The sequence below is a fragment of the Mycobacterium sp. IDUB_28 genome (assembly GCF_055419285.1).
In genome coordinates, this window is record NZ_JBVAXK010000003.1 from 238,890 (window position 1) to 261,565 (window position 22,676).

General features: G+C 68.8%; 21 protein-coding genes. 6 read left to right on the plus strand and 15 right to left on the minus strand.

The features are described 5' to 3' along the window. Window positions 1–4 precede the first annotated feature (4 nt). Window positions 5–1,675 (minus strand): DUF7937 domain-containing protein, encoded by a 1,671-nt coding sequence (locus ACZYZ9_RS07920; protein WP_463825691.1) that lies wholly within the window; start codon window positions 1,673–1,675, stop codon window positions 5–7. A 315-nt stretch (window positions 1,676–1,990) separates the two neighbouring features. Here ACZYZ9_RS07920 and ACZYZ9_RS07925 point away from each other — a divergent pair, with 315 nt between their 5' ends. Continuing rightward, window positions 1,991–4,093, plus strand: coding sequence for a DUF7159 family protein (locus ACZYZ9_RS07925; protein ID WP_463825692.1), 2,103 nt, complete (start codon window positions 1,991–1,993; stop codon window positions 4,091–4,093). 6 nt (window positions 4,094–4,099) lie between these two features. Here the strand turns inward: ACZYZ9_RS07925 and menE are convergent, their stop codons facing one another. From menE to fadD8, 10 genes are all read right to left on the minus strand, one after another. Beyond that, the gene (gene menE / locus ACZYZ9_RS07930) at window positions 4,100–5,206 is read right to left on the minus strand and encodes an o-succinylbenzoate--CoA ligase (protein WP_463825977.1); all 1,107 of its coding nucleotides are present in this window, start codon (window positions 5,204–5,206) and stop codon (window positions 4,100–4,102) included. A gap of 44 nt (window positions 5,207–5,250) precedes the next feature. Beyond that, complete coding sequence (locus ACZYZ9_RS07935; RefSeq protein ID WP_463825693.1) at window positions 5,251–5,559, minus strand: DUF3349 domain-containing protein; 309 nt, start codon at window positions 5,557–5,559, stop codon at window positions 5,251–5,253. A gap of 60 nt (window positions 5,560–5,619) precedes the next feature. Further along, window positions 5,620–5,895: a hypothetical protein gene (locus ACZYZ9_RS07940; RefSeq protein WP_463825694.1), complete on the minus strand. Its 276-nt coding sequence runs from the start codon at window positions 5,893–5,895 to the stop codon at window positions 5,620–5,622. After that, window positions 5,892–7,118 (minus strand): anion permease, encoded by a 1,227-nt coding sequence (locus ACZYZ9_RS07945; RefSeq protein ID WP_463825695.1) that lies wholly within the window; start codon window positions 7,116–7,118, stop codon window positions 5,892–5,894. The genes ACZYZ9_RS07940 and ACZYZ9_RS07945 overlap by 4 nt, the downstream gene beginning before the upstream one ends. A gap of 119 nt (window positions 7,119–7,237) precedes the next feature. Continuing rightward, the gene (locus ACZYZ9_RS07950; RefSeq protein ID WP_463825696.1) at window positions 7,238–7,624 is read right to left on the minus strand and encodes a VOC family protein; all 387 of its coding nucleotides are present in this window, start codon (window positions 7,622–7,624) and stop codon (window positions 7,238–7,240) included. Window positions 7,625–7,643: 19 nt separating this feature from the next. Continuing rightward, complete coding sequence (locus ACZYZ9_RS07955; RefSeq protein ID WP_463825697.1) at window positions 7,644–8,525, minus strand: SDR family oxidoreductase; 882 nt, start codon at window positions 8,523–8,525, stop codon at window positions 7,644–7,646. A gap of 48 nt (window positions 8,526–8,573) precedes the next feature. Further along, entirely contained in the window at window positions 8,574–9,476 is a 903-nt protein-coding gene (locus ACZYZ9_RS07960) for a 1,4-dihydroxy-2-naphthoyl-CoA synthase (RefSeq protein WP_463825698.1), read from the minus strand. Continuing rightward, window positions 9,473–10,159, minus strand: coding sequence for a hypothetical protein (locus ACZYZ9_RS07965; RefSeq protein ID WP_463825699.1), 687 nt, complete (start codon window positions 10,157–10,159; stop codon window positions 9,473–9,475). The genes ACZYZ9_RS07960 and ACZYZ9_RS07965 overlap by 4 nt, the downstream gene beginning before the upstream one ends. After that, entirely contained in the window at window positions 10,156–10,608 is a 453-nt protein-coding gene (locus ACZYZ9_RS07970; protein WP_463825700.1) for a nitroreductase family deazaflavin-dependent oxidoreductase, read from the minus strand. The genes ACZYZ9_RS07965 and ACZYZ9_RS07970 overlap by 4 nt, the downstream gene beginning before the upstream one ends. Window positions 10,609–10,631: 23 nt before the next feature. Then, the gene (gene fadD8 / locus ACZYZ9_RS07975; protein WP_463825701.1) at window positions 10,632–12,233 is read right to left on the minus strand and encodes a fatty-acid--CoA ligase FadD8; all 1,602 of its coding nucleotides are present in this window, start codon (window positions 12,231–12,233) and stop codon (window positions 10,632–10,634) included. A gap of 65 nt (window positions 12,234–12,298) precedes the next feature. On the opposite strand from fadD8, the gene ACZYZ9_RS07980 reads away from it, so the two are divergent. Continuing rightward, complete coding sequence (locus tag ACZYZ9_RS07980; protein WP_463825702.1) at window positions 12,299–13,897, plus strand: amidohydrolase; 1,599 nt, start codon at window positions 12,299–12,301, stop codon at window positions 13,895–13,897. Here the strand turns inward: ACZYZ9_RS07980 and ACZYZ9_RS07985 are convergent. Next, complete coding sequence (locus ACZYZ9_RS07985; protein WP_463825703.1) at window positions 13,891–15,357, minus strand: wax ester/triacylglycerol synthase family O-acyltransferase; 1,467 nt, start codon at window positions 15,355–15,357, stop codon at window positions 13,891–13,893. The genes ACZYZ9_RS07980 and ACZYZ9_RS07985 overlap by 7 nt on opposite strands. Before the next feature lie 24 nt (window positions 15,358–15,381). Beyond that, window positions 15,382–16,566: an alpha/beta hydrolase family protein gene (locus ACZYZ9_RS07990; protein WP_463825704.1), complete on the minus strand. Its 1,185-nt coding sequence runs from the start codon at window positions 16,564–16,566 to the stop codon at window positions 15,382–15,384. Window positions 16,567–16,751: 185 nt separating this feature from the next. Between ACZYZ9_RS07990 and ACZYZ9_RS07995 the strand changes: the two genes are divergently transcribed. Both ACZYZ9_RS07995 and ACZYZ9_RS08000 read left to right on the plus strand, forming a co-directional pair. Next, window positions 16,752–17,669: an o-succinylbenzoate synthase gene (locus ACZYZ9_RS07995; protein ID WP_463825978.1), complete on the plus strand. Its 918-nt coding sequence runs from the start codon at window positions 16,752–16,754 to the stop codon at window positions 17,667–17,669. Beyond that, the gene (locus tag ACZYZ9_RS08000) at window positions 17,666–18,454 is read left to right on the plus strand and encodes an alpha/beta fold hydrolase (RefSeq protein WP_463825705.1); all 789 of its coding nucleotides are present in this window, start codon (window positions 17,666–17,668) and stop codon (window positions 18,452–18,454) included. Before ACZYZ9_RS07995 ends, ACZYZ9_RS08000 begins: the two co-directional genes overlap by 4 nt. On the opposite strand, the gene ACZYZ9_RS08005 is transcribed toward ACZYZ9_RS08000, so the two are convergent. Together ACZYZ9_RS08005 and ACZYZ9_RS08010 are read right to left on the minus strand one after the other, a co-directional pair. After that, entirely contained in the window at window positions 18,451–18,951 is a 501-nt protein-coding gene (locus tag ACZYZ9_RS08005; protein ID WP_463825706.1) for a hypothetical protein, read from the minus strand. The genes ACZYZ9_RS08000 and ACZYZ9_RS08005 overlap by 4 nt on opposite strands. After that, window positions 18,948–20,405 (minus strand): serine/threonine-protein kinase, encoded by a 1,458-nt coding sequence (locus ACZYZ9_RS08010; RefSeq protein WP_463825707.1) that lies wholly within the window; start codon window positions 20,403–20,405, stop codon window positions 18,948–18,950. Before ACZYZ9_RS08010 ends, ACZYZ9_RS08005 begins: the two co-directional genes overlap by 4 nt. Window positions 20,406–20,509: 104 nt before the next feature. Between ACZYZ9_RS08010 and menD the strand changes: the two genes are divergently transcribed. Beyond that, window positions 20,510–22,156, plus strand: coding sequence for a 2-succinyl-5-enolpyruvyl-6-hydroxy-3-cyclohexene-1-carboxylic-acid synthase (gene menD, locus ACZYZ9_RS08015; RefSeq protein WP_463825708.1), 1,647 nt, complete (start codon window positions 20,510–20,512; stop codon window positions 22,154–22,156). Further along, window positions 22,153–22,653: a DUF3592 domain-containing protein gene (locus tag ACZYZ9_RS08020; protein WP_463825709.1), complete on the plus strand. Its 501-nt coding sequence runs from the start codon at window positions 22,153–22,155 to the stop codon at window positions 22,651–22,653. The genes menD and ACZYZ9_RS08020 overlap by 4 nt, the downstream gene beginning before the upstream one ends. Window positions 22,654–22,676 lie beyond the last annotated feature (23 nt).

A 22,676-nucleotide genomic window follows, 5' to 3' on the forward strand; every position in this document is an offset into this window, starting at 1 on the left:
AGAACTACGACGGGTTGCCCGGGGGGCGGTAGATCTTCGGCCGCGGTGCCGATTCGCCGGGCCGGAAAATCCGCGGCGACGGGCCGGACAGCACCGAGGTAGGTGCCTCATGCCTGCCCCCGGCAGCCCCGAACCGGGTGGTGCTGGCTTCCGATGGTGGTGGCGCCATGCCGGGCCGGGTCGGGATGGGCGCGGCCGGGCGCCCCGGTCCGGGTGAGCCCGCGGTGGGCCGCTGGCCGGGTCGCCGTATCCGGCGCCGAGGTTTGCGGATACGTCCCGCGATGATGACCGCGGCGAAAATGCAGAAGGCGAGTCCGCAGAGTGTCACGTCGAACATGCTGTCGATCTGTTGCGCCAGGTTGTTCCCGTAGACCGGGTTGACCGAGACCTGATCGAAGCGGGGCGCCAGCAGTACGCCGAGGACGACCCGGGAGATCGCGAGGGTGAACACCAGCCCGCTCAGCCAGACCAGCAGCGACGACCGCAGCGGTCCGCTGGCCAGCTTGGCGCGCAGCCACCACGCCAACACCCCGGTGGCGAGAGCGAACACCGCCAACGTCATGGTGTCGTAGCGCGAGAACGGGTAACGCAGCATCACCGCGACGGCCAGGTCGGTGAATCTCATCAGCACCGAGCCCAGGCACCAGACGATGATCAGCGCCAGGCCTTTGCGGATGGCGGCCCGCCACAGCTCCCGGTCCGACCGGGTCTGGGCGGAGCTGAACAGGGCCAGCGGCGCGAACAGCGCCGCCGCGCCGGCCCACGCCAGGTATCCCTCGTACCCGACGCCGGCCGTGGAGGTGTTCTGCGCGATGCCGTGGAACGCGTCGATCTCGCGGCCGCCCGGCAGGGTCCACACGACGATGCCGGCCACCACGCTGGAGGCGCCCAGGGCCAGCGTCGCCAACCGGGATCCGTTGGTGTTGCGCAGGATCCACCGCGACGCGACCAGCACGGCGGCCAGCGCCACCGCTCCGTAGACGACGGATGTCAGGATCACCGCGATGTTCTGGGTGCCGAATTCCCCGGAACCCTCGACGCCCTGTAAGGCGTAGCGCAACCGCCAGCACAGGTTGAAGCCGGCGCTCAGCGCCGCCCCGAACATCGAGACGTAACCGATGAACCGCGCGGCCCGCAGCCCCCGGGCGTACCGACTTTCGTCGATGACCGGACTGACGAACACCGGCTGCGCACTGAGCAGAGCGCCGGCGAACCCCAGCCAGGCGCCCGGTCCGACGCCCCCCGGCACATGCACCTGGCCACCGAATTCGATCGATTGGATCGCGTCGAAAACGATGAAGCCCACGATCACCAGCACGTAGGGAAGGTTCAGGCTCAACCGCAGCTTGGCGAGCTTTGCCGGGTCGAGTCGGGCACGCGACACCGCGATCGCCGTCAGCGACAGCAGCGTCACCACTCCCACGACGGCCCACAGCACCGCTCTGCTGCCCGGGATGCCCAACCCGAAATACAGGTTCCACGGGAACAGCGGTGCCAGCAGCAACAGGACCACCGCAACGAGGTCGCGCAGGGTGTTGCGCTTGGCCAGCTGCGCGGCGGCTTCCCGCGCCGGTGCGGGGCGCTGCGCCGTACCCGCGGCGGGTGGCGATCCGGGCGGCGCCGTGCGAGTGCCCGCGATGGGGCCGGTCGGCGCGTCGTCGCTGTTCAGGCTCACGGTGCCCCCCAGGGTTTGAGGTCGGGTGCTGCGGGTGCCGCGTTGGTCTGGCGGCAAGGGAACCCCCTGCCGGGGCCACTGCGTTGTTCGGTTGCGAACATATTCTCCATTCGGACGACGTGGCAGTGGCTGAGAGCAGGCTATGAACAGCGGAAGGATTCGCTATGCCCGGCCCCGCCGGTTGAGAATGCGGTTACGCTGCGCTCATAGGTGCAAACCTTGTCGCCTGAATGACGAATAGTGCCTGACGGTATCGCAGTGTAATTATGCCGGGACATCGCTGGTTGTGGGGTAACCAGCTGAAGGAGAGCCGCAATGGACGTCGTGTTGGGGGTGGCGGTCACGGACCGGGTCGCACGCCTGGCTCTGATCGACGTGGCTGCCCGCCGTGATGAGGTCATCGACCAGTATTCGATCAATTTGCCCGCAGACTCGGTCGGGATGCTGACCGACACCGTGGTCGGCACCAGCCGGTTGCTGGCCGACGAAGGGCACCGGCTGTTCGCGACCGAGTTGTGCTGGTCCGACCACTATCAGGCCGAGCGCTTACGGCAGGCGCTGGACTACGCGGGCGTGCCGAATGTGCAGCTGGTCCCGGAGTCGCAGGCGGCCATGCGGCCGGTGGGTCCCGGCCGCGCCGCCGCTGTGGCGTTGCTGTTCGGCAGCCACCTGTCCAGCCCGATGGCATCCGGTGACCCGTCGGCGCCGGCGACCATGATGTCGGCGACGCCGATGGACGGCAATTACGGCGCGGGCCCGGACGCGACGATGGCTGCCCCGGCGTTGTCTCCCGATGCCACCATGGCCGCGCCCGCGCTGGGCGGCGACGGTGGCTACGGCTCCGGTCCCACGGGGTCGGGATTCGACCAGTCGGCACCGCCCGTCGATGGTGGCGGTTTCGGGTCCGCCAACGCGACGATGGCTCAGCCGGTGTTGCCCTCGGATGGCGGCTCATCCAGCTCGGCCGGCGGCTTCGGGCCGTCCGGCTCGGGCGTGGACCAGTCGGCGGTACCCGGCGACGGTGGCGTTTCCGGTCCGGTGGGCGACGGCGGCGGCTATGCGTCGCCGATCGAAGATCCGCACCTGCCCCCGGACCACGGCGGGTTCGGCCCGTCGGGTTCGGGCGCGGATCACTCGGCGTTCCCGGCGGATGCGACCACGGCCAGCCCGATCTGGGGCGACGGCGGGGCGAACGCCCCTCAGGGGGTCACGTCCGACGACATGACTCTGGTCTCGTACTCGCACTCCTACACCGACCCGAGTGCTTCCCCGGGCGACCCGGGTCTGGCCGGTGACGCGAACCCGCATGCGTATTTCCATTCGGGTGCGCCCGCGGGTGACCCGGGGACCCCGGGAGATGCAACCGCATACATGCAGCCCGCCGACGGGGGTCCGCCGGGGTCGGGCGACGAGCAGCTGGCGTATTCGCAGGCCGGCGAGTACGACATCCTGCCGGTCGACTCCGACGGCCTCGACGAGTACGGCGACGGGTACGCCGATGAGTACGACGACGGGTTCGACGAGGATGACCCCGAAGCGGCCGGTGGCCAACCGCAGAGTCTGCGGCGGCTGCTGATCAGCAATGCCGTGGTCGGGTTCGCGGTTCTCGGCTTCGCCTCGTTAGCGGTCGCGGTGGCCGTGACCGTCCGTCCGACCGCGGCGTCGATGCCGGTCGAAGGTCACCAGAATGCGCAGCCCGGCAAGTTCATGCCCCTGTTGCCGACGGAGCAGCAGGCGCCGGTGCCGCCCCCACCGCCTGAGGCGCCCACCGTCGGGTTCCAGGGCGGCACAGTTCCCGCTGTTCAGGCGCCGCCGCGCCAACAGAGCCCGGTGCCCGGTGGGACGCCCGCCGCTCCCGTGCCGAATCAGGCGCCGGTCGCTCCCGTGCCCATCCCGGTGCCGATCATCGTTCCGTTCCCGGGCTGGCAGCCGGGCATGCCGACCTGGCCGGTGGTGACGCCGCCGACGACGCCGTACACCACACCGGTCACCACCACGGCGCCCACGACGACTGCTGTCACGACGCCGCCCACGACTGCGCCGACCTCACCGCCCAGCACGACGGCGGTCACCACCGAGCCCACCACTACGCTGCCCCGGACGACGACGATTCCGCCCACCACGGCGCCCCCGTCGACGGCCGTTCCCACCACCGCCGCTCCCCGGCAGACAACGGTGGCACCGCAGCCGACCCAGGCGCCACAGCCGACCCAGGCGCCGCAACCGACCCAGGCGCCGCAGCCGACCCAGGCGCCGCAGCCACGGACGCAGGCCCCGCAGACGCAGGCCCCGCAGACGCAGGCACCGGCGCCGCGCACGCAGGCCCCGCAGACACAGGCGCCGGCGCCGCGCACGCAGGCCCCCCAGACGCAGGCGCCGCGAACGCAGGCACCCCAGACCCCGCGGGGTCCGCGGTAACGCCGGTTAGCGCGCCGCTTCGAATCGTCGTGCCAACGCCGCCCGGTCGAGTTTGCCGATCCCGCGGCGCGGCAGGTCTGCGACGATGTGCAGCTCGCGAGGCGCCGCGGTGATGTCCAGGGTGTGATCGGCATGGGTCCGCAGCGCCTCCAACGTCGGGGCCGTCGACCCGGGGCTCACCACGATCGCGGCGACCACCCGCTGGCCCAATCGGGCATCGGCAACTCCGAAGACAGCGCAGTCGGCGACCGCGGGGTGGGTGCGCAGCGCCGCCTCCACCAGATCCGGCAACACGGTCAGCCCCCCGGTGCTGATCGCGTCGTCCACTCGGCCGAGCACGGTCAGCGTCCCCGAATCGTCCAGTGCGCCAAGGTCATCGGTGACGAACCAGCCCGGTTCGGCGAACGGGTCGGGGTTCACCGGATTGCGGTAACCGCGGGCCAGGGTGGCACCGCCCAGCACGATGCGGCGGTCGGCGCGCACCCGCACCTGGACCCCGTCCAGCGCGACACCGTCGTAGACGCAGCCGCCGGCCGTCTCGCTCATGCCGTAGGTGCGCACCACGGTGAGACCGGCACTCGCCGCGGCATCCAGCACCGGTCGCGGCGTCGGCCCGCCCCCCAGCAGGATGGCGTCCAGCTCGGCCAGGGCGGCGGTGGCTGCGGGATCGGTCAGCGCCTTGGCCAGCTGCGCTGCGACCAGCGATGCGTATCGTCTGCCAGGCCCCAATCGTGTTATCGCAGCGGGCAATTCGTCGATGTCGAAGCCGCCCGACACATCGAGTTCCACCGGCGGTGCACCGGCGACGACGCTGCGGATCAACACCTGCAGACCGGCGATGTGATAGGGCGGCACCGCCAGCAGCCAACGGCCCGGTCCGCCGAGACGGCGGTGGGTGGCCGTCGCGCTCGCGCGCAGCGCCGCTGCGGTCAGCAACGCGCCTTTGGGTGCACCGGTGGTGCCCGAGGTCGTCACCACCACGGCCACGTCGTCGTCGATGGCCTCGCCGACCCGCAGCGCGCGCAGCAGAGCGTCGGAGTGGGGTTGGTCCGGTACCGCGACCAGCGCGGGATCCTGCCCGTCCAGGACGCGCCGAAGGGCGGGCAGCAGCAGTGCGGTGGCCGAGCCCGGCGGGACGCGCAGCTGCCGCAGGATAGCTATGCGCGGTCTCCGTTGTCCCGGGCGTCGTCGAGCGGCCAGCCCTTGGTGGCCAGTCGGGTTCGCACCCGTTCCACGTCGGCCGGAGTCGGCAGGTCGTCGGTGAGCTGAGTGATTGCGACACCGATGTCGATGTTGTCGACGTTGAGCTCGCCGCGCCGCATCAGTTCGCTTGCGACGGCTTTGATTTCGTCGTTCGTCAACCGGCGTGCCAGCAACGCGAGCACCGCAAAGGAGTCCGTCGGTGGTATGCCTTCGGGATAGCCGGCCCGCAACCACGACACAATCGAGCTGAGGAATCGGTTCATCGTTTGATCAACTTACCCGGCAGGACGGCCGGAAAACCTAGGTCGACCAGGTTTGCGTCGTCACAGCTTGGCCCCCAGGAACGGATAGTGAGTGTGATGCGCGATGAAGTCGCGCGCGATGTAGAGCACCCCGAAGATGACGACGCCGACAACCAGGGCATAGATCGTCCAAGCCAGCACCACCAGCGCGGGATTCCGTTTGTCGGCGTTGACGTTTCCGGTGCCCACGGCCTGCAACCGGACACCCAGCGCGAAGATCCCCGGCAGGGCCGCGCCGGCGAGCAGGCTGAACAGCAGGATCTTCAGGGTGGCTTCGTAATTGAACCAACCGGTCATGAGGCGTTCCTCGCTGGAATCTGGTCGTCGGTGCCGAACTCGGTTGGCGGGGATGGCGGAACATCAGGTGGCTCGACGCCGGCGACCTCGAGGCCGGCGGTGACGCTGCCCTCCCACGCCTCGTTGACGTTCCGGTGGTCGACCTTGACCTTGCGCGACTGGCGGTAGATGGCGGCGGACACCCCGACCAGCAGGCCGAAGCCGATGATCGCGCCGGGATAGCCGCCGATGAGGTGCACTATCCAGTACGTGAGCGCCCCGACCAGCCCGGCCAGCGGCAGCGTGACCAGCCATGCGGTCGCCATCCGCCCGGCGACACCCCAACGCACCTCGCCACCGGGCTTGCCCAGTCCGCTGCCCATCACCGAGCCGGTGCAGACCTGCGTGGTCGACAGCGCGTAGCCGAAGTGGGCGGACAGCAGAATGACTGCCGCCGAAGATGATTCGGCAGCCATGCCCTGCGGGGACTTGATCTCGACCAGGCCCTTGCCCAGCGTGCGGATGATCCGCCAGCCGCCCAGGTAGGTTCCGGACGCCATCGCCACCGCGCAGGCGACGATCACCCACAGCGGCGGCACGGTGGCGGTCTTGCTGACGGCGCCGTAGGAAATCAGCGCCAGGAAGATGATGCCCATCGTCTTCTGCGCGTCGTTGGTGCCGTGCGCCAGCGAGACCAGCGAGGCCGAGCCGATCTGGCCGCGCCGGAATCCGGCCTCGGTGCGCTCGATCGGGACGCCGCGGGTGATTCGGTAGACCAGCCAGGTGGCCAGTGCCCCGACGAAGATGGCCAATAAGGCCGAGACCACGGCCGGGATGATCGCTTTGGAGATGACACCCTTCCAGATCACCCCGTGACCGCCGACCGCGGCGATCGTCGCACCGACGATGCCGCCGATCAGTGCGTGCGAGGAACTCGAGGGGATCCCGAGCAACCAGGTCAGCAGGTTCCAGACCACGCCGCCGACCAGACCGGCGAACACCAGCTCCAGGGTCACGATGTGCGCATCGATCAGCCCCTTGGCGATCGTGGCAGCCACCGCGGTCGACAGGAAGGCGCCCACCAGGTTCAACACCGCCGACAGTGCCACCGCCACTTTGGGCTTGAGCGCGCCGCTGGCGATGGAGGTTGCCATGGCGTTGCCGGTGTCATGGAACCCGTTGGTGAAGTCGAACGCTAATGCGGTGATCACGACGATGATCAAGAGGAACAACTGGAGGTTCACAGGGCCTGATTCTGGTGCTCGGAGTGTTCGCTTGTCGAACCGGTGACTAGGCAAAAAGCAGGAATATCGCGAGACGTTGCCAGATGTTACCTAGCAGTTCACCTTCGGTTGGTGCGCGCTCACTGCCGGGTATCCGTCCGCAGCGGATGACCCCGCGGCACCTCGATGAAAATCAGCGCAACGCCGTCCGGATCGGTCACGTGCATCTCGTGCAGGCCCCACGGTTCTTGCCGCGCCTCCCGCGCGATCGGCACCCCGCGTCCGCGCAGTTCAGCCTGGGTTGCCTGCAGGTCGCGCACCTGCAGCCACAGCGCGCCGGGAAACGGCCCGCGGGAGTGGTCCGGTTCGTCGTAACCGGTCAGTTCCAGTAGCGACTGGCCGGCGAAAAACACTGTCCCTGCCCCGTATTCACGAGCGATGGCCAGCCCGATCTCGTCCCGGTAGAAGCTCAGCGAGCGCTGGTAGTCCGTCGGCCGCAGGAGCATCCTGCTCGCCAGAATCTCCATCCTTCGTGTCTAGCACGTGTCACTCCCGGCGGTCGTTGCGCGTCTGCATCAGGGTGTTGACCCAGCGCGGGCCGACGGTGTTGAGCGCCTTGGCCGCGATGGCCATTCGCGGCGCTATCTGGACCGGCCGGGTACGCGCCGCGGTGATCATCCACTCGCCTGCCTCCCGGGGCGTCAGCGCGGGCAACCCGTCGTAGGCCTTCGTCGGCGCGATCATCGGCGTGGCGACCAGCGGGTAGTACAGGGCGGTGGAATGCACACCTTTGGGGCCCCATTCGGTTTCGGCGATCCGGGTCACCGAGGTCAGCGCGGCCTTGGAGGCGTTGTAGACCGCGAACAGCGGGGATGCCTCGTTCAGCACCCCCCAGGTGGAGACGTTGATGATGTGCCCGTCGCCACGCTCGATCATCCCCGGCGCCAGGCCGCGCATCAGCCGCAACGGTGCGTAGTAGTTGAGCACCATGGTGCGCTCGACGTCGTGCCAGCGGTCCAGCGACTCCGCCAGCGGTCGGCGGATGGACCGGCCGGCGTTGTTGACCAGGATGTCCACCCCGCCGATGCGCCGGTTCACCTCGGCCACCAGCGCGTCGACGGCTGCGATGTCCGAAACGTCGCATGGTAGCGACAGCGCGGTACCGCCCGCGGCGGTGATCCGGTCGGCCAGCGCGTCCAGTAGATCCTGGCGGCGGGCGACGACGACGACCGTGGCGCCGCGCTCGGCGAAGAGTTCGGCTGCCGCCTCGCCGATTCCCGAGGACGCTCCGGTCAGCAGGACGCGCTTGCCGTCGAGGTCGACGGGTCGGATCGCCGGTCGGTTGAACAGCACTTGCGGCGAGGCGGGCGGGCGCATGCTGGCCAGCACCAATTGGTCGGTGAGGCGGCGCAGCGGACTCTTACTCATCAAGCGAGCGTAGTGAGGGCCGCTTGACGCTCGGCGTCCGGCGACGCCTCAGAAGTACCGCGGGAACGGGCTCCAGTCCGGTTTGCGCTTGTCCAGGAAAGCGTCGCGGCCCTCCACGGCCTCGTCGGTCATGTACGCCAGCCGGGTCGCTTCGCCGGCGAACAGTTGCTGACCCACCAACCCGTCGTCGAGCAGGTTGAACGCGTACTTCAACATCCGTTGCGCCTGAGGCGATTTCGCGTTGATCTCGGAGGCCCACTGCACTGCAACGGTTTCCAGGTCGGCGTGGTCGACCACCTCGTTCACCGCACCCATCCGGTGCATCTGCTCGGCGGTGTAGGGCCGGCCCAGGAAGAAGATCTCGCGGGCGAACTTCTGCCCCACCTGGCGCGCGAGGTACGCGCTGCCGTAGCCACCGTCGAAGCTGCCGACATCGGCGTCGGTCTGCTTGAACCGCGCGTGCTCGCGACTGGCCAGGGTGAGATCGCAGACCACGTGCAGGCTGTGCCCGCCACCCGCGGCCCAACCGTTGACCAGGCAGATCACCACCTTGGGCATGAACCGGATCAGCCGCTGCACCTCCAGGATGTGCAATCTGCCTGCCCGGGCCGCGTCGACGGTGTCGGCGGTGTCCCCGGCGGCGTACTGGTAGCCGCTGCGACCCCGGATGCGCTGGTCACCGCCGGAGCAGAAGGCCCAGCCGCCGTCCTTGGGCGAGGGCCCGTTACCGGTCAGCAGCACCACGCCCACATCGGGGGACATCCGCGCGTGGTCGAGTGCCCGGTACAGCTCGTCGACGGTGTGCGGCCGGAAGGCGTTGCGCACCTCGGGTCGGTCGAACGCGACCCGGACCGTCGCGTCGGCGACATGGCGGTGGTAGGTGATGTCGGTCAGGTCGTCGAAGCCGTCCACGACCTGCCACTGTGCTGCGTTGAATGGGTTGTCGCTCAAGGCTGTTGAACTCCGTCCTGGTCGATGCTCAAGGCTCCGCAGCTGATCGTCTGGGCGCTGACCACCACCGGGTCCTGCGCGGACGTGGCGGTCAGGGTATCGGACCGGCCCGTGGCGGCACGGGTTCCGTCGAGGTTGATCTCGGTGCGCCGAACGGTCCATTCGCCGCCGCTGTCCAGTGCCTGCAGCCCGACCAGGCGGCGCCCGTCGCCCAGATCACTGCAGCCGACGCCGGTGCCGTCGTCGCGCAGGTTCTCCAGGTCGAAGACGAACGGCCTGCCGTAGTGCTCGTCGACGACGATCTGCAGGCGGCAGTCGGCGAACGCGTACAGTCGCGCGCTGCGTCCGTCGCTGACGATCACCTGGTGTCGGCCGTCGCCTTGGGCCTCAATAGCCAATGCCCGCAACGGAATCGGGCTCGCCGAAGTGATGTCGACCTCGGTGCGCGCGCCGCTGGCGGTGCTGACCCCGACGACACGGCTCGTGGCGCCGTCGGCGCTCTGCATCGTGCCGATGAACAGTGCGTCGGGCAGCCCGTCCCCGTCGAGATCGCCCACCTGTCGCTGCACGCTGGCGGGCGGGAGCGCGGCCCCACCCGGGGGGCAACCCGCGGACGCCTGTGAGACCGGTGCCGCGAGCAGGCCGGCGGCGAGTAGCGGCACCGCGGGTAGCGCGCGGTTCATCGGATCGGTTCGAGACGGAAGACCGCACACCGCCCGGCCAGCGCCTCGAATTCTTCGGGGCGCCCGTCCTTGATCAGACCGGAGCGTTTCATGAAGCCGACACCGCTCGGCACTTCGGTCGGAAACGCCCGCAGCACCGGCTTTGCCTCCGCCGGGGACAGCTCCACCGCACGGATGCGCTCGGTGCTGCGTCCGCGCTGCAGGGTGATTTCCCTTGCAGCCCTTACGTTCAAGACCCAGTCGGCACCCGGGAAGCCGCCCACCACATACTGTCGGCCGGCCAGCGTCATCGGCGTCACCGGTGTCGAACGCGGTGTGCCGGACCTGCGGCCGGGCACGGTCAGTACGACGGGACTTTCGCCACCGAACGTGAGGCCGAGTTTCGACAGCTGGATGAACACCGTGTTGACCGGCTTGAGCCACCAGGGCGGCTTGATCCGTTCAGCCATGACTGCCACCCTAGCGTCGGCAATCAGCCCACGGCGCGTCCGGCGCCTTCCCAGAACCGTGCCCGCACTGCCTTCTTGTCCGGTTTGCCCAGCCCGGTCAGCGGCAGCGAGTCGACGATCTCGACCCGCTTGGGCGACTGCACCGAACCTTTGCGTTCCTTCACCGCGGACTGCACCTCGGCGGTCATCTTCTCGATCGCGGCGTCATCCCGGGCGGCGTCGGCACGCAGCACCACCACCGCAGTGACCGCCTCACCCCACTTCTCGTCGGGCGTGCCCACCACACACACTTGGGCGACGGCCGGGTGCTCGGCGATCACGTCCTCGACTTCGCGGGGGAACACGTTGAATCCGCCGGTGACGATCATGTCTTTGACCCGGTCGACGATGAAGTAGAACCCGTCCTCGTCCTCACGGGCCATGTCACCGGTGTGCAGCCAGCCGTCCCTGAATGCCTCGGCGGTCGCCTCCGGCTTGTTCCAGTAACCGCCCGCCAACAGCGGTCCGCTGACACAGATTTCGCCGGGCTCACCCTGGGGCACGGGCTGCCCGTCCTCGCCGAGCAGCGCGACCCGTGCGAACAGCGTGGGGCGTCCGCAGGACGTCAACCGCTTCTCGTCGTGGTCGGCCTTGGCCAGGTAGGTGATCACCATGGGCGCCTCGGATTGGCCGTAGTACTGGGCGAAGATCGGTCCGAACCGGCGGATCGCTTCGGCCAGCCGCACCGGGTTGATCGCCGAGGCGCCGTAGTACACGGTCTCCAGCGACGACAGGTCGCGGGTCTGCGAATCCGGGTGGTCCATCAGCGCATACAACATCGACGGCACCAGCATGGTGGCTGTAATGCGTTGCTCCTCAATGACTCTCAGCACTTCGGCCGGGTCGAATTTGGCCAGCACCACCATTTCGCCGCCCTTGACGACCGTCGGCGTGAAGAACGCCGCACCGGCGTGCGACAGCGGCGTGCACATCAGGAAACGCGGGTGCTCGGGCCACTCCCACTCGGCGAGCTGGATCTGCGTCATGGCCGCGATGTTGCCGGTGGTGCCCATCACGCCCTTGGGCTTGCCGGTGGTGCCGCCGGTGTAGGCCATGCCGCCGATGTGGTCGGGCGGCAGGTCGGCGACGACCAGTGGCTTGGGCTCGAACTTGGCCGCCTCGGCGGACAAGTCGACCGCCACCTCGCTCAACTGCTCGGGCACCGGGCCGATGGTCAGGATCTGCGTGAGCGAGTCGACCTTCTCCAGCAGCCCCAGCGCGCGTTCGACGAACATCGGGTTGGGGTCGATGATCAGCGCACTGGCGCCGGCGTCGGAGAGCACGTAGGCGTGGTCGTCCAACGAACCCAGCGGATGCAGGGCGACGCGACGGTAGCCCTGGGTCTGACTGGCGCCCAGGATCATCAGCACCTCGGGACGGTTGAGCGACAGCAGGCCTACCGTGACTCCGGTGCCGGCGTTCAGCGCCTCGAACGCCTGGACGTACTGGCTGACCCGCTCGGCCAGCTGGCCCCCGGTCAGCGTGGTGTCGCCGAGGAACAGCACCGGCCGGTTCTTGTGGCGCTTGAGTGCACCCGCGAGCAGGTGGCCGTTGTGAGTGGGGTTTCGCAGCAGGTCGTCGCTCATAGGGTCAGACTAGAACGTGTTGCAATTCGGGTCGGCCGCACCCTCGATCCGTAGTATCGGCCCACATGAGTGCCGCTGACACCGTCATCTTCGGGACGGTACTGACCGTCGACGAAAAGCACCCCGACGCAGAGGCGCTCGCCATTGTCGACGGCCGGATCCTCGCCGTCGGGACCCGTTCCGAGGTCGGCGGGTTCGTCGGTCCCGACACCCGGATCGTCGACATCGGGGACGGCTGTGTGCTGCCCGGCTTCATCGAGGCGCACGGTCACCCGCTGATGGAGGCGGTCGCGCTGTCGGACCGGATCGTCGACATCCGCCCGGTCACCATGCCTGATCCCAGGGACGTCGTCGCAGCCATCCGTGCCGAGGCCGGCCGACGCGGAACCGAAGGCGCCTACCTCAACGGGTGGGACGCCCTGCTGCAGCCCGGACTTCCCGAACCCACGCCGGCCTGGCTGGACGGCATCGCGCCGGACGGGCCGCTGGTGATCATCCACAACTCCGGGCACAAGGCGTACTTCAACTCGCGTGCCGCGCAGCTCAATGGCCTGACCCGCGACACCCCCGACCCCAAGGGCGCCAAGTACGGCCGCCTCGCCGACGGCGAACTCGACGGCACCGCCGAGGAGATCGGCGCGGTGTTCCCGCTGCTCGGTGGTGCCATCGCGGCCGACAGCTACCCGGACATGCTGCGCGCCGAGTGCGCGCGGCTCAATCGCGCCGGGCTGACCACCTGCTCGGAGATGGCCTTCGACCCCAAGTTCGGTCCGCTGGTCGCGGCGCTGCACGACGAACTGACGGTGCGGTTGCGCACCTACGAGGTGTCCAACGCCCAGATGCACTCCGATGCGACACCCGGCCAGGGTGACGACATGCTGCGTCAGGTCGGCATCAAGATCTGGGTCGACGGCTCACCGTGGATCGGCAACATCGCGCTGTCGTTTCCCTACCTGGACACCCCGGCCACCCGCAGCGCGGGGATCAGGCCGGGGTCCTGCGGCTGCGCCAACTACACCAAGGAGCAGCTCACCGAGATCGTCGGCGCCTATTTTCCGCGTGGCTGGCAGATGGCCTGCCACGTCCAGGGCGACACCGGGGTGGACACCATCCTCGACGTGTATAAGGAAGCGCTGCAACGCCATCCGCGCAACGACCATCGCCTGCGGCTCGAGCACGTCGGCGCGATCCGCCCCGAACAACTGCAGCGGGCCCACGACCTCGGCGTCACCTGCAGCATCTTCGTCGACCAGATCCACTACTGGGGCGACGTCATTGTCGACGGGTTGTTCGGCCCCGAACGCGGCAACCGCTGGATGCCGGCCGGGTCGGCGGTGGCCACCGGCATGCGGATCTCGCTGCACAACGACCCACCGGTCACCCCCGAGGAGCCGCTGCGCAACATCAGCGTGGCCGCCACCCGGATGGCGCCCAGCGGCCGGGTGCTCGCTCCCGAAGAGCGGTTGACCGTCGAGCAGGCGATCCGGGCGCAGACCATCGACGCCGCCTGGCAGTTGTTCGCCGACGACGTGATCGGCTCGATCGAGGTCGGCAAGTACGCCGACCTGGTGGTGCTGTCCGCCGATCCCCGAACCGTGCCGCCGGAACAGATCGCCGATCTCGACGTGCGCGCGACCTATCTGGCGGGACGCCAGGTTCACTGACTGCCGGTGCGCGCGCGGGCTGCGGCGAGAAGCTCGTCGACGGCCGTGCCCAGGCACTGCTCGTAGACCTCGGGGTCGGGCAGCGCGGCGCGGTCGGCGGTGAAGCAGAAGGTCACGCGGTTGCCGTAGCTGCCGATGCCGTTGTTCAGGCCCATGCCGTCGAGCACCGGGCCCAGGCCGGTGGTGTCGACCATCTGCGCGCCGCAGAAGTACATCGGGGTCAGCGGTCCGGGAACGTTGCTCACCAGCGTGTGGGCGACGACGGCGCGCCCGCGCCGGCTCAGCGCGCGCACCGCGGCCCGCTGGACCGTGCCCATCAGCCCGCCGAGGGCTTCCTCCGACATCTCGATCAGCGAGCGCACGGGATGCGCGCCGGATTCCTTGACGTGCGCGGTCGACGTGACGATGCGCGCCAGGCGTTCCAGCGGGTCGGTTTGGTCGGTCGCCATCGTGATGGGCGACACCGCGTATTCGTTGCCGCTGGTATTGGTGCTGGTCGCCGAGCTCGCCGCGCCGGTGGCGCGGGTATTGGTCGGCCGGACCGAGATCGGCATCATCGCCACCAGCGCCTGGTCGGGCAGCTCGCCCTTGTCGGCGAGGTAGCGGCGAATGGCCCCGCCGACGATGGCCAGGCCGATGTCGTTGATCTTGGCTTCCGGCATGGCGGTACGGATCTCTTTGAGGACATCCAGCGTGGTGTAGGCGGTGCCGAAGACGCGGTGTGGCGACACGATCTGGTTGAAGCGGGTCGCCCTGGGCAGCGACGCGGGCGAGGTCACGTCGGGGTCGCGGTTGTCCTGCACGAGGGTGGGCAGTTGGCGTGCGACCTTGCGGACCCGGCCCAGCACGTCGAAGGGGCGGATGACGCCGTGCAGCGCCGCGCGGCTCAGCAGCTCGACGTCCGACGGGGTGGGGTCAGGCTTCCAGTCATAACCCTCAGGCACCGGCGGCGGCGTCCCGTCGGGTTCGTGGGTGTGGATTGCGGTGAGGATCTCGGCGCCGGCGACTCCGTCGATGGCGGCATGGTGGATGCGCAGGAACACGGCGAAGGCGCCTTCCGGCAGGTGGTCGACGCCGTCGAGGCCGTCGATCAGGTACAGCTCCCAGGGCGGCCGGGTCAGATCTAGGGGCCGGGCGTGGATGCGGGCGATCTGGGTGCACAGCTGCCGCCAACTGCCGGGCCGGGGCAGGGCGATGTGCCGGACGTGGTATTCGAGGTCGAAGTTGCCGTCCCGGATCCACCACGGCCGGTCGACGCCGAACGGTACGTGCACGAGTCGCTCCCGGAAGCTTTCGGCGACATGCAGACGCGCTTCGACGTAGCGCAGCACCTCTTCGTAGGTGACGGGCTCGCCGTCGCGCGTGGACGGGTCGTAGATGCCGACGATGCCGACGGTGTTGTGGGCGTTCGCGGTGTCCAGTGCCACCATCGTCCAGTCAGCGCTGGACAGCTGACGCATGGTTCCTCCTCAGGTGCATCCCGGCTAGTGTCGCAGTCCGCACGAGGTGAGGACCGAGGCGATGTGGTCGTCATAGTCTCTCCCGCGCCACGCGGTGAGGTGGCCGCGCGGCCGCCAGGCGATCGACGGCTGGTCCCAGTGCCGCCAGAGTTCGGCGGCGCCGCGGGGCGGGGCGATCCCGTCGACCTGACCGGCCACGATGTGGCGCCGTTCGTGGGGTACCAGGCAAGGCCGGGCAAGCGGCGACACGACCCGGTGCACCAGCGCTGAGCGATCGTCGTGCACCTGACGGTGCAACCGGCGCTTGGCGGACGTCAGCGGGACGGCTTCGCGCATCGACGCGGCCAGGTCGCTGGTGGGCACGACCGCGACCAGGCAGGCGAGGTCACCCTCGAGCGTCGCCAGCAAGCTGATCACGTAGGAGCCCAGAGACAACCCCAACACGCCGACCGCAGGCGCCTGCTGGTCGTCGCACAACCACTGCAGCAGTCGGCGAATGTCCCACACGGCCTGGGTGAGCCCCAGCACGTTGTTCGTCGCGAAGACGTTGGAGGCGAACTGTGCGTAGGGGGAGTAGCCGCAGGCACGAGACCCGTGCAACGGGAGTACCGGGAGCGCCACGTTGATGCCGAGCTGCTCGTGCAACCGGCGCACCCGCAGCATCCGGAGATCGGAGGGCCGTCCCATGCCCTGTCCGTGGACGGCGACCAGCCACGGTCGGGGCGCGCCGGGGTGACGCAGCAGCCGGACCGGCACCGTGTGGTTGGCGGCGAACGACCGCCAGCGCTCGGCGCCCGGTTCGCCCGCCTCGGGCTGCCAACCGCTGTCGAACCGGACGAGCTCGATCCCCTGCAGTGAGTTCGTCTGCACGTCAGGGGGAGGCGGCTGTCGATGCCGGCGACCCGCGTCGTCGAGCCAGCCGGCGTCCCGGTAATACGCCACGGCGGCGTCGAGTTCGGCCGATGCCACCGCATAGTGCTCCGGCGATCCGAGCGACGACAATAGCGGCATCGGGCCGGCGGCCAGGGCGTCGAGGGCGGCGGCCACCCCCAGGCCGACCGACGGCCGTGGCACCGGCACGCCGTCCCGCGCAGTCACGCCGTTGCGGGTCGCGGTCGTCACCCGCGCGACCTCGCGCGCGCCGGCCGCACCGACAGCTGCCAGCGACGCGGTCGCGACGGTCAGACCCCACCGGGTCGACCGCCTCACCGTCGCGCTCGTTCGGCAGTCATCGGTCCTCCGGCCGCACTTGTAAAGAATTAACTTCTCTATTTTGGAGAATCACGTTATCACATGCGGACGCGCGGTCGGCCAGAATTTGAGACCCTACGAGGGTGTCCCCGCTCCCTACCGTCGACGACCTGCTGGACCGGCTGCACGTCGTGGCACTGCCGATGCGGGTGCGCTTTCGCGGTATCACCACCCGCGAGCTGGCGCTGATCGAGGGCCCGGCGGGTTGGGGGGAGTTCGGCGCCTTCGTCGAATACGAACCGCCGGAGGCCGCGCACTGGCTGGCATCGGCGATCGAGAGCGCGTATCTGGAGGCGCCGCCGGTGCTGCGAGACCGCGTTCCCATCAATGCCACCGTTCCCGCCGTCAGTGCCGCCGAGGTGCCCGAAGTCCTGGCCCGGTTCCCCGGCGCGGGTACCGCCAAGGTGAAAGTCGCCGAGCCGGGACAGAGCCTGGCCGACGACGTCGCCCGGCTGAATGCGGTGCGCGCGTCGGTTTCGACCGTGCGGGTGGACGCCAACGGCGGCTGGAGCGTGGACGAGGCGGCGCGGGCCGCTGCAGCGCTCACGGCCGATGGCGCGCTGGAGTACCTCGAACAACCCTGCGCGACGGTGCCCGAGCTCGCCGAACTGCGCCGACGGGTCGAGGTACCCATCGCGGCGGACGAAAGCATCCGCAAGGCGCAGGACCCACTGGCCGTGGTGCGCGCGGGCGCCGCCGACATCGCGGTGCTCAAAGTTGCTCCGCTGGGCGGGATTTCGGCGATGCTGTCGATCGCCGAGCAGATCGACATCCCGATCGTGGTGTCCAGTGCACTCGATTCCGCCGTCGGTATCGGCTACGGCCTGACCGCCGCCGCGGCGTTGCCGGAGTTGCGTCATGCCTGCGGGCTGGGCACCGGCAGGTTGTTCCTGGACGACGTTGCGGACGTCGCTGAGCCCCTCGACGGCTGCTTACCGGTCGGGCCGGTAGCGCCCGATCCGGCGCGGCTGCGGGCGCTGGCCGCGCCCGCAGAGCGGCGGCGGTGGTGGATCGACCGGGTCAAGGCCTGCCACCCGCTGCTTGTACCGTCGAGCGAGTGATCAACCTGGCTTACGACGACAGGGGAAACGGTGAACCCGTCGTCTTCATCGCCGGTCGTGGCGGTGCCGGCCGCACTTGGCATCTGCACCAGGTGCCGGCGTTCCTGACCGCCGGGTACCGCTGCGTCACGTTCGACAATCGGGGGATCGGTGCGACCGAGAACGCCGAAGGCTTCACCACGGCGACCATGGTCGCCGACACCGCCGCGCTGATCGAATCGCTGAACTTGGGTCCGGTCCGCCTCGTCGGGGTGTCGATGGGATCGTTCATCGCGCAGGAACTCATGGTGGTGCGCTCGGAGCTGGTCAGCTCCGCGGTGCTGATGGCCACCCGCGGCCGGCTGGACCGCACGCGTCAGTTCTTCGGCCAAGCCGAGTCCGATCTCGACGCGGCGGGCGTGCAGTTACCTGCCACCTATGACGCGAAAATCCGCCTGTTGGAGAGCTTTTCGCGCAAGACACTGAACGACGACGCCGCGATCGCGGACTGGATCGCGATGTTCAGCATGTGGCCCACCAAGCTCACCCCGGGATTTCGTCGCCAGCTGGATGTCTCGCCGCAGACCAACCGGTTGCCGGCCTATCGCAACATCGCCGCACCGGTGCTGGTGCTCGGCTTCTCCGACGACGTGGTGACGCCGCCGTATTTGGGCCGGGAGGTCGCTGACGCATTGCCGAACGGGCGCTACCTGCAGATTCCCGACGCCGGGCATCTCGGGTTCCTGGAACGGCCGGAAGCCGTCAATGCCGCGATGTTGAAGTTCTTCGCGGGGGTAAAGGCCTAGAGGCCGTCGAATTTACTGATGAGCCAGGTGCCATTGACCTTGGTTAGGCCAACTCTGGCCGCGGTTGAAGTCGAAGTTGTGTCTGGCCTGTCGTTGCTGGTAACCGTCTGATTCATGAATAGCAGGATGCTTGCGGAACTAGTAGAAATAGTCTCCACGCCAGCCTGTACAACTTTTGCCGTTGTAGTCACTCTCTTCGTGCGAGCGCTTGGTTCGACAATTTCGCGGGTGAATTGGTCGTAGTAGGTGAGGAAGTCGCCGGTGAGACACGCCTTCGCGGCGGCGAAGTCCTGCTCGAGGGTATCGGGCGAATAGCTCAAGATCTTGACGGTTCCGTTGCTCGCGGCCTCGATCGCCGCCTGCCGCGCCGCCGATTGATTAGCCACCACTACCGGGTGGCTTTGTTTGGTCAGTAGTTGCCAGCTACCGACGCCGACCGCGGCCAGCGTCGCTGCCGTGAGCGCGACGACGAGCAGCCACCATGCGACGCGTCTCACGGCACGAACTCCACCTTGGACACCTTGTAGGTAACGCCGATCTTTTCGACGCGCAGGATCAGACGGTACTTCCGCGGGTCCCCTGGCGAGCCGTCGCTGTTGGTGACTTTTGCTGTAGAGGCGACCAGCACCTGAGCCGTCGACCCGGTCAGAGAGTTGAATGCCGCGCTGTCGACTGTCCCGACGGTAGTCACCTTCGACTGCTCGACGACTTTACGGAAATCGGAACTTTGTTGTGCGAAGTCGTCGCGGAATTCACCGGTCGATCCATCAACGATGCGCTGGATGTCGCTCGCGGCAGTCGCTGGGCTAAGACTGGTCATCCAGACCGTGAACTGCTTGGCATAGTCCACGTACGGCTGCCACGACGGTGCCGCGGTGGACTTCGGTTCGGGCCGCATCACCTGCGTCACGGCGAAAGCGGTCGCACCGAGCAGCAAGACGACCAAGATCAGCGGCACCACGATCGCCGGCCAGCGGCGCCGGACGCGGGCCGGCGCCGGATAGGGGTACGGTTGCCACGGGACGGTCTGGTGGGGCATCGGCGGCGCGGGCATCTGCTGATCGGGCGGCGGCCGGGGCGTGAAGGCTGAACTCGTCGGTTCGATCGACGCCACGGCCATCGCCGCGCTCAGCGACTGGGCGAAGTCGGTACAGCGCGGATACCGCTGGGCCGGGGCCTTGGCCATCGCTTTCGACAGCACCGCGTCCAGCCGTCCCAGCCCCGGTCGGTGTTCTGCCAGCAGCGGCGGCGGCGCCGTGAGGTGCTTGCCGATGATCACCGCGGCATTGGAAGACTCGTACGGTGCAACACCGGTCAACAGGTGAAAAGCGGTGGCCGCCAACGCGTATTGGTCGGCCCGACCGTCCAGCGGTTGGCCCATCAACTGTTCGGGCGCCGCATAGGCGATCGAGCCGAGCGTGACATTTGTCGCGGTCAATCCGCTCACGTCGTCGGCGCGTCGCGCTATCCCGAAGTCCGCCAACAGAATTCGCCGTTGTTCGACATCGGAGGTGGTGAGCAGGATGTTGGCGGGCTTGACGTCGCGGTGCAGCAGGTTGCGCTGATGCGCGTAGTCGAGTGCGTCGGCGACGGCGGCGACGATTTCCAGCACATCCTGTTCCCGCAAGCCGGTCGACCCGGCGTCCCGTAACGCGCGCGCGGCGTCGGTGCCCTCGACATAGTCCATGGTGATCCACAGCTGGCCGTCGAACTCGCCGCGGTCGTGCAAGCCCACGATGTGGGGATGCCACAGCGTGGCCGCCAGATCGGCCTCGCGGTTGAAACGGTCCCGGAACTCGGAATCGTCGGTCAACGCCGCAGGCAGGATCTTCAGCGCTTCCGACCGCGGCAACCGCGGATGCTGCGCGAGGTAGACCTCACCCATTCCCCCGGAGCCGAGCAAACGCAGGATCGTGTATCCAGCAAAGACGTCGCCATCGCGTAGCGGCATAACAGCGCATCCTACTGAGGAATCGTCGCAATGTCGGTCGCGCGGTTAACAGGGCCGGCAGCCACGTAGCCGCCGCTAAAGCCCGGTTGTGCCACTCTGTAGTAGTGAACCCCTCGACGATTCAGGCCCGCATCGTCGTCGACGAACTGATTCGCGGCGGGGTGCGCGATGTGGTGCTGTGCCCCGGTTCGCGCAACGCGCCGCTGGCGTTCGCGTTGCAGGACGCCGACGCCGCCGGCCGGATCCGTCTGCACGTTCGCATCGACGAACGCACCGCCGGGTTCCTGGCGATCGGACTGTCGGTCGGGGCGGGTGCGCCGGTCTGCATCGCGATGACGTCGGGCACCGCGGTGGCCAACCTGGGCCCGGCGGTGGTCGAGGCCAACTACGCCCGGGTGCCGCTGATCGTGCTGTCGGCGAACCGGCCCTACGAATTGCTGGGCACCGGGGCCAACCAGACCATGGAGCAGTTGGGTTACTTCGGCACCCAGGTGCGCGCCACGATCAGCCTCGGCCTGGCCGAGGATGCCCCGGAGCGCCTGGCCGCCCTCAACGCCACCTGGCGGTCGGCGACGTGCCGAGTGTTGGCCGCTGCCACCGGTTCTCGCAGCGCCAACGCCGGCCCGGTGCAGTTCGACATTCCGCTGCGCGAACCCCTGGTGCCCGACCCGGGACCGCAGGGCTCGGTCGCCCCGGCGGGTCGGCCCGATGGCAAGCCGTGGACCTATACCCCGCCGGTCACCTTCGACCAGCCGCTCGACATCGACCTGACGCCGGACACCGTCGTCATCGCCGGGCACGGCGCGGCCGCACTTCCCGAGCTCGCCGACCTGCCGACCGTCGCCGAGCCCACGGCCCCCGCGCCGGCGACCCGCGGTAACCCCCTGCATCCGCTGGCGCTGCCGCTGCTGCGCCCCCAACAGGTGATCATGCTGGGACGGCCGACCCTGCACCGCCCGGTCTCGGCGCTGCTGGCCGATCCGAAGGTGCCGGTGTATGCGTTGACGACCGGACCCCGCTGGCCCGACGTGTCCGGCAATTCCCAGGCCACCGGCACCAGGGCGGTCACCACCGGCGCGCCGGATCCCGCCTGGTTGCGCCGCTGCGCAGAACTGAATCGGAAAGCGGTGGTCGCGGTGCGCGACCAGCTCGCCGGGCATGCCCTGACGACCGGCCTGCATGTCGCCGCCGCGGTGGCCGCCGCCGTGCGTCCCGGCGACCAGCTGGTGCTGGGGGCCTCCAATCCGGTGCGTGACATGGCGCTGGTCGGCCTCGACACCCACGGCATCCAGGTCCGCTCCAACCGCGGCGTGGCCGGCATCGACGGCACCGTGTCCACCATCATCGGGGCGGCGCTGGCGCACGACGTGGCCCACCGGGGCCGCACCATCGCGCTGATCGGGGACTTGACCTTCGTCCACGACAGCTCCGGGTTGTTGATCGGGCCCACCGAGCCGACCCCGCGGGACCTGACCATCGTGGTGTCCAACGACAACGGTGGCGGCATCTTCGAGCTGCTCGAACAGGGTGATCCGCGGTTCACCGACGTCTCGGCGCGGGTCTTCGGTACCCCGCATGACGTCGACGTCGGCGCGTTGTGCCGCGCCTACCACGTGGACAGCCGGCAGATCGAGCTCGATGACGTGCCGACGGTCCTGGGCGAACCCGCCGGCGGCATGCGGGTGCTGGAGGTCAAGGCTGACCGGTCTTCGCTGCGACAGCTACACGCCGCCATCAGGGCTGCGCTGTGAAATCGCCGAAAGCATTGCTGCGCATACTGATTCACGGAACCAGCGAGGAGCTCCCGGATACCCGGCCCAGAATCGTGGTGCGCTGGGTGCGGATCGGGGTGCTGATCGTTGCGTTCCTGGTGACCCTGCAGTCGGTGCTGCTGGTCGCCGGCGCCTACCGCAACGACCTGGCGATCAGCCGCAACATGGGCGTCGCACAGGCCGAGGTGCTCAGTGCCGGGCCGCGCCGCTCGACCATCGAGTTCGTCACACCCGATCGGGTCACGTATCGACCGGAACTCGGTGTGCTGTACCCGTCCGAGTTGGCCACCGGGATGCGGATCTACGTCGAATACAACAAACGGGATCCCAATCTGGTGCGGGTGCAACACCGCAATGCCCGACTGGCGATCATCCCCGCCGGATCCATCGCGGTGGCCGCCTGGCTGGCAGCCGCCCTTGCGTTGACCGGTCTGGCGGTGCTGGACCGGCGGTTGGCCGCGCGCACCCACCACTAGATTTCGCGTCGCGTATCCCCGTC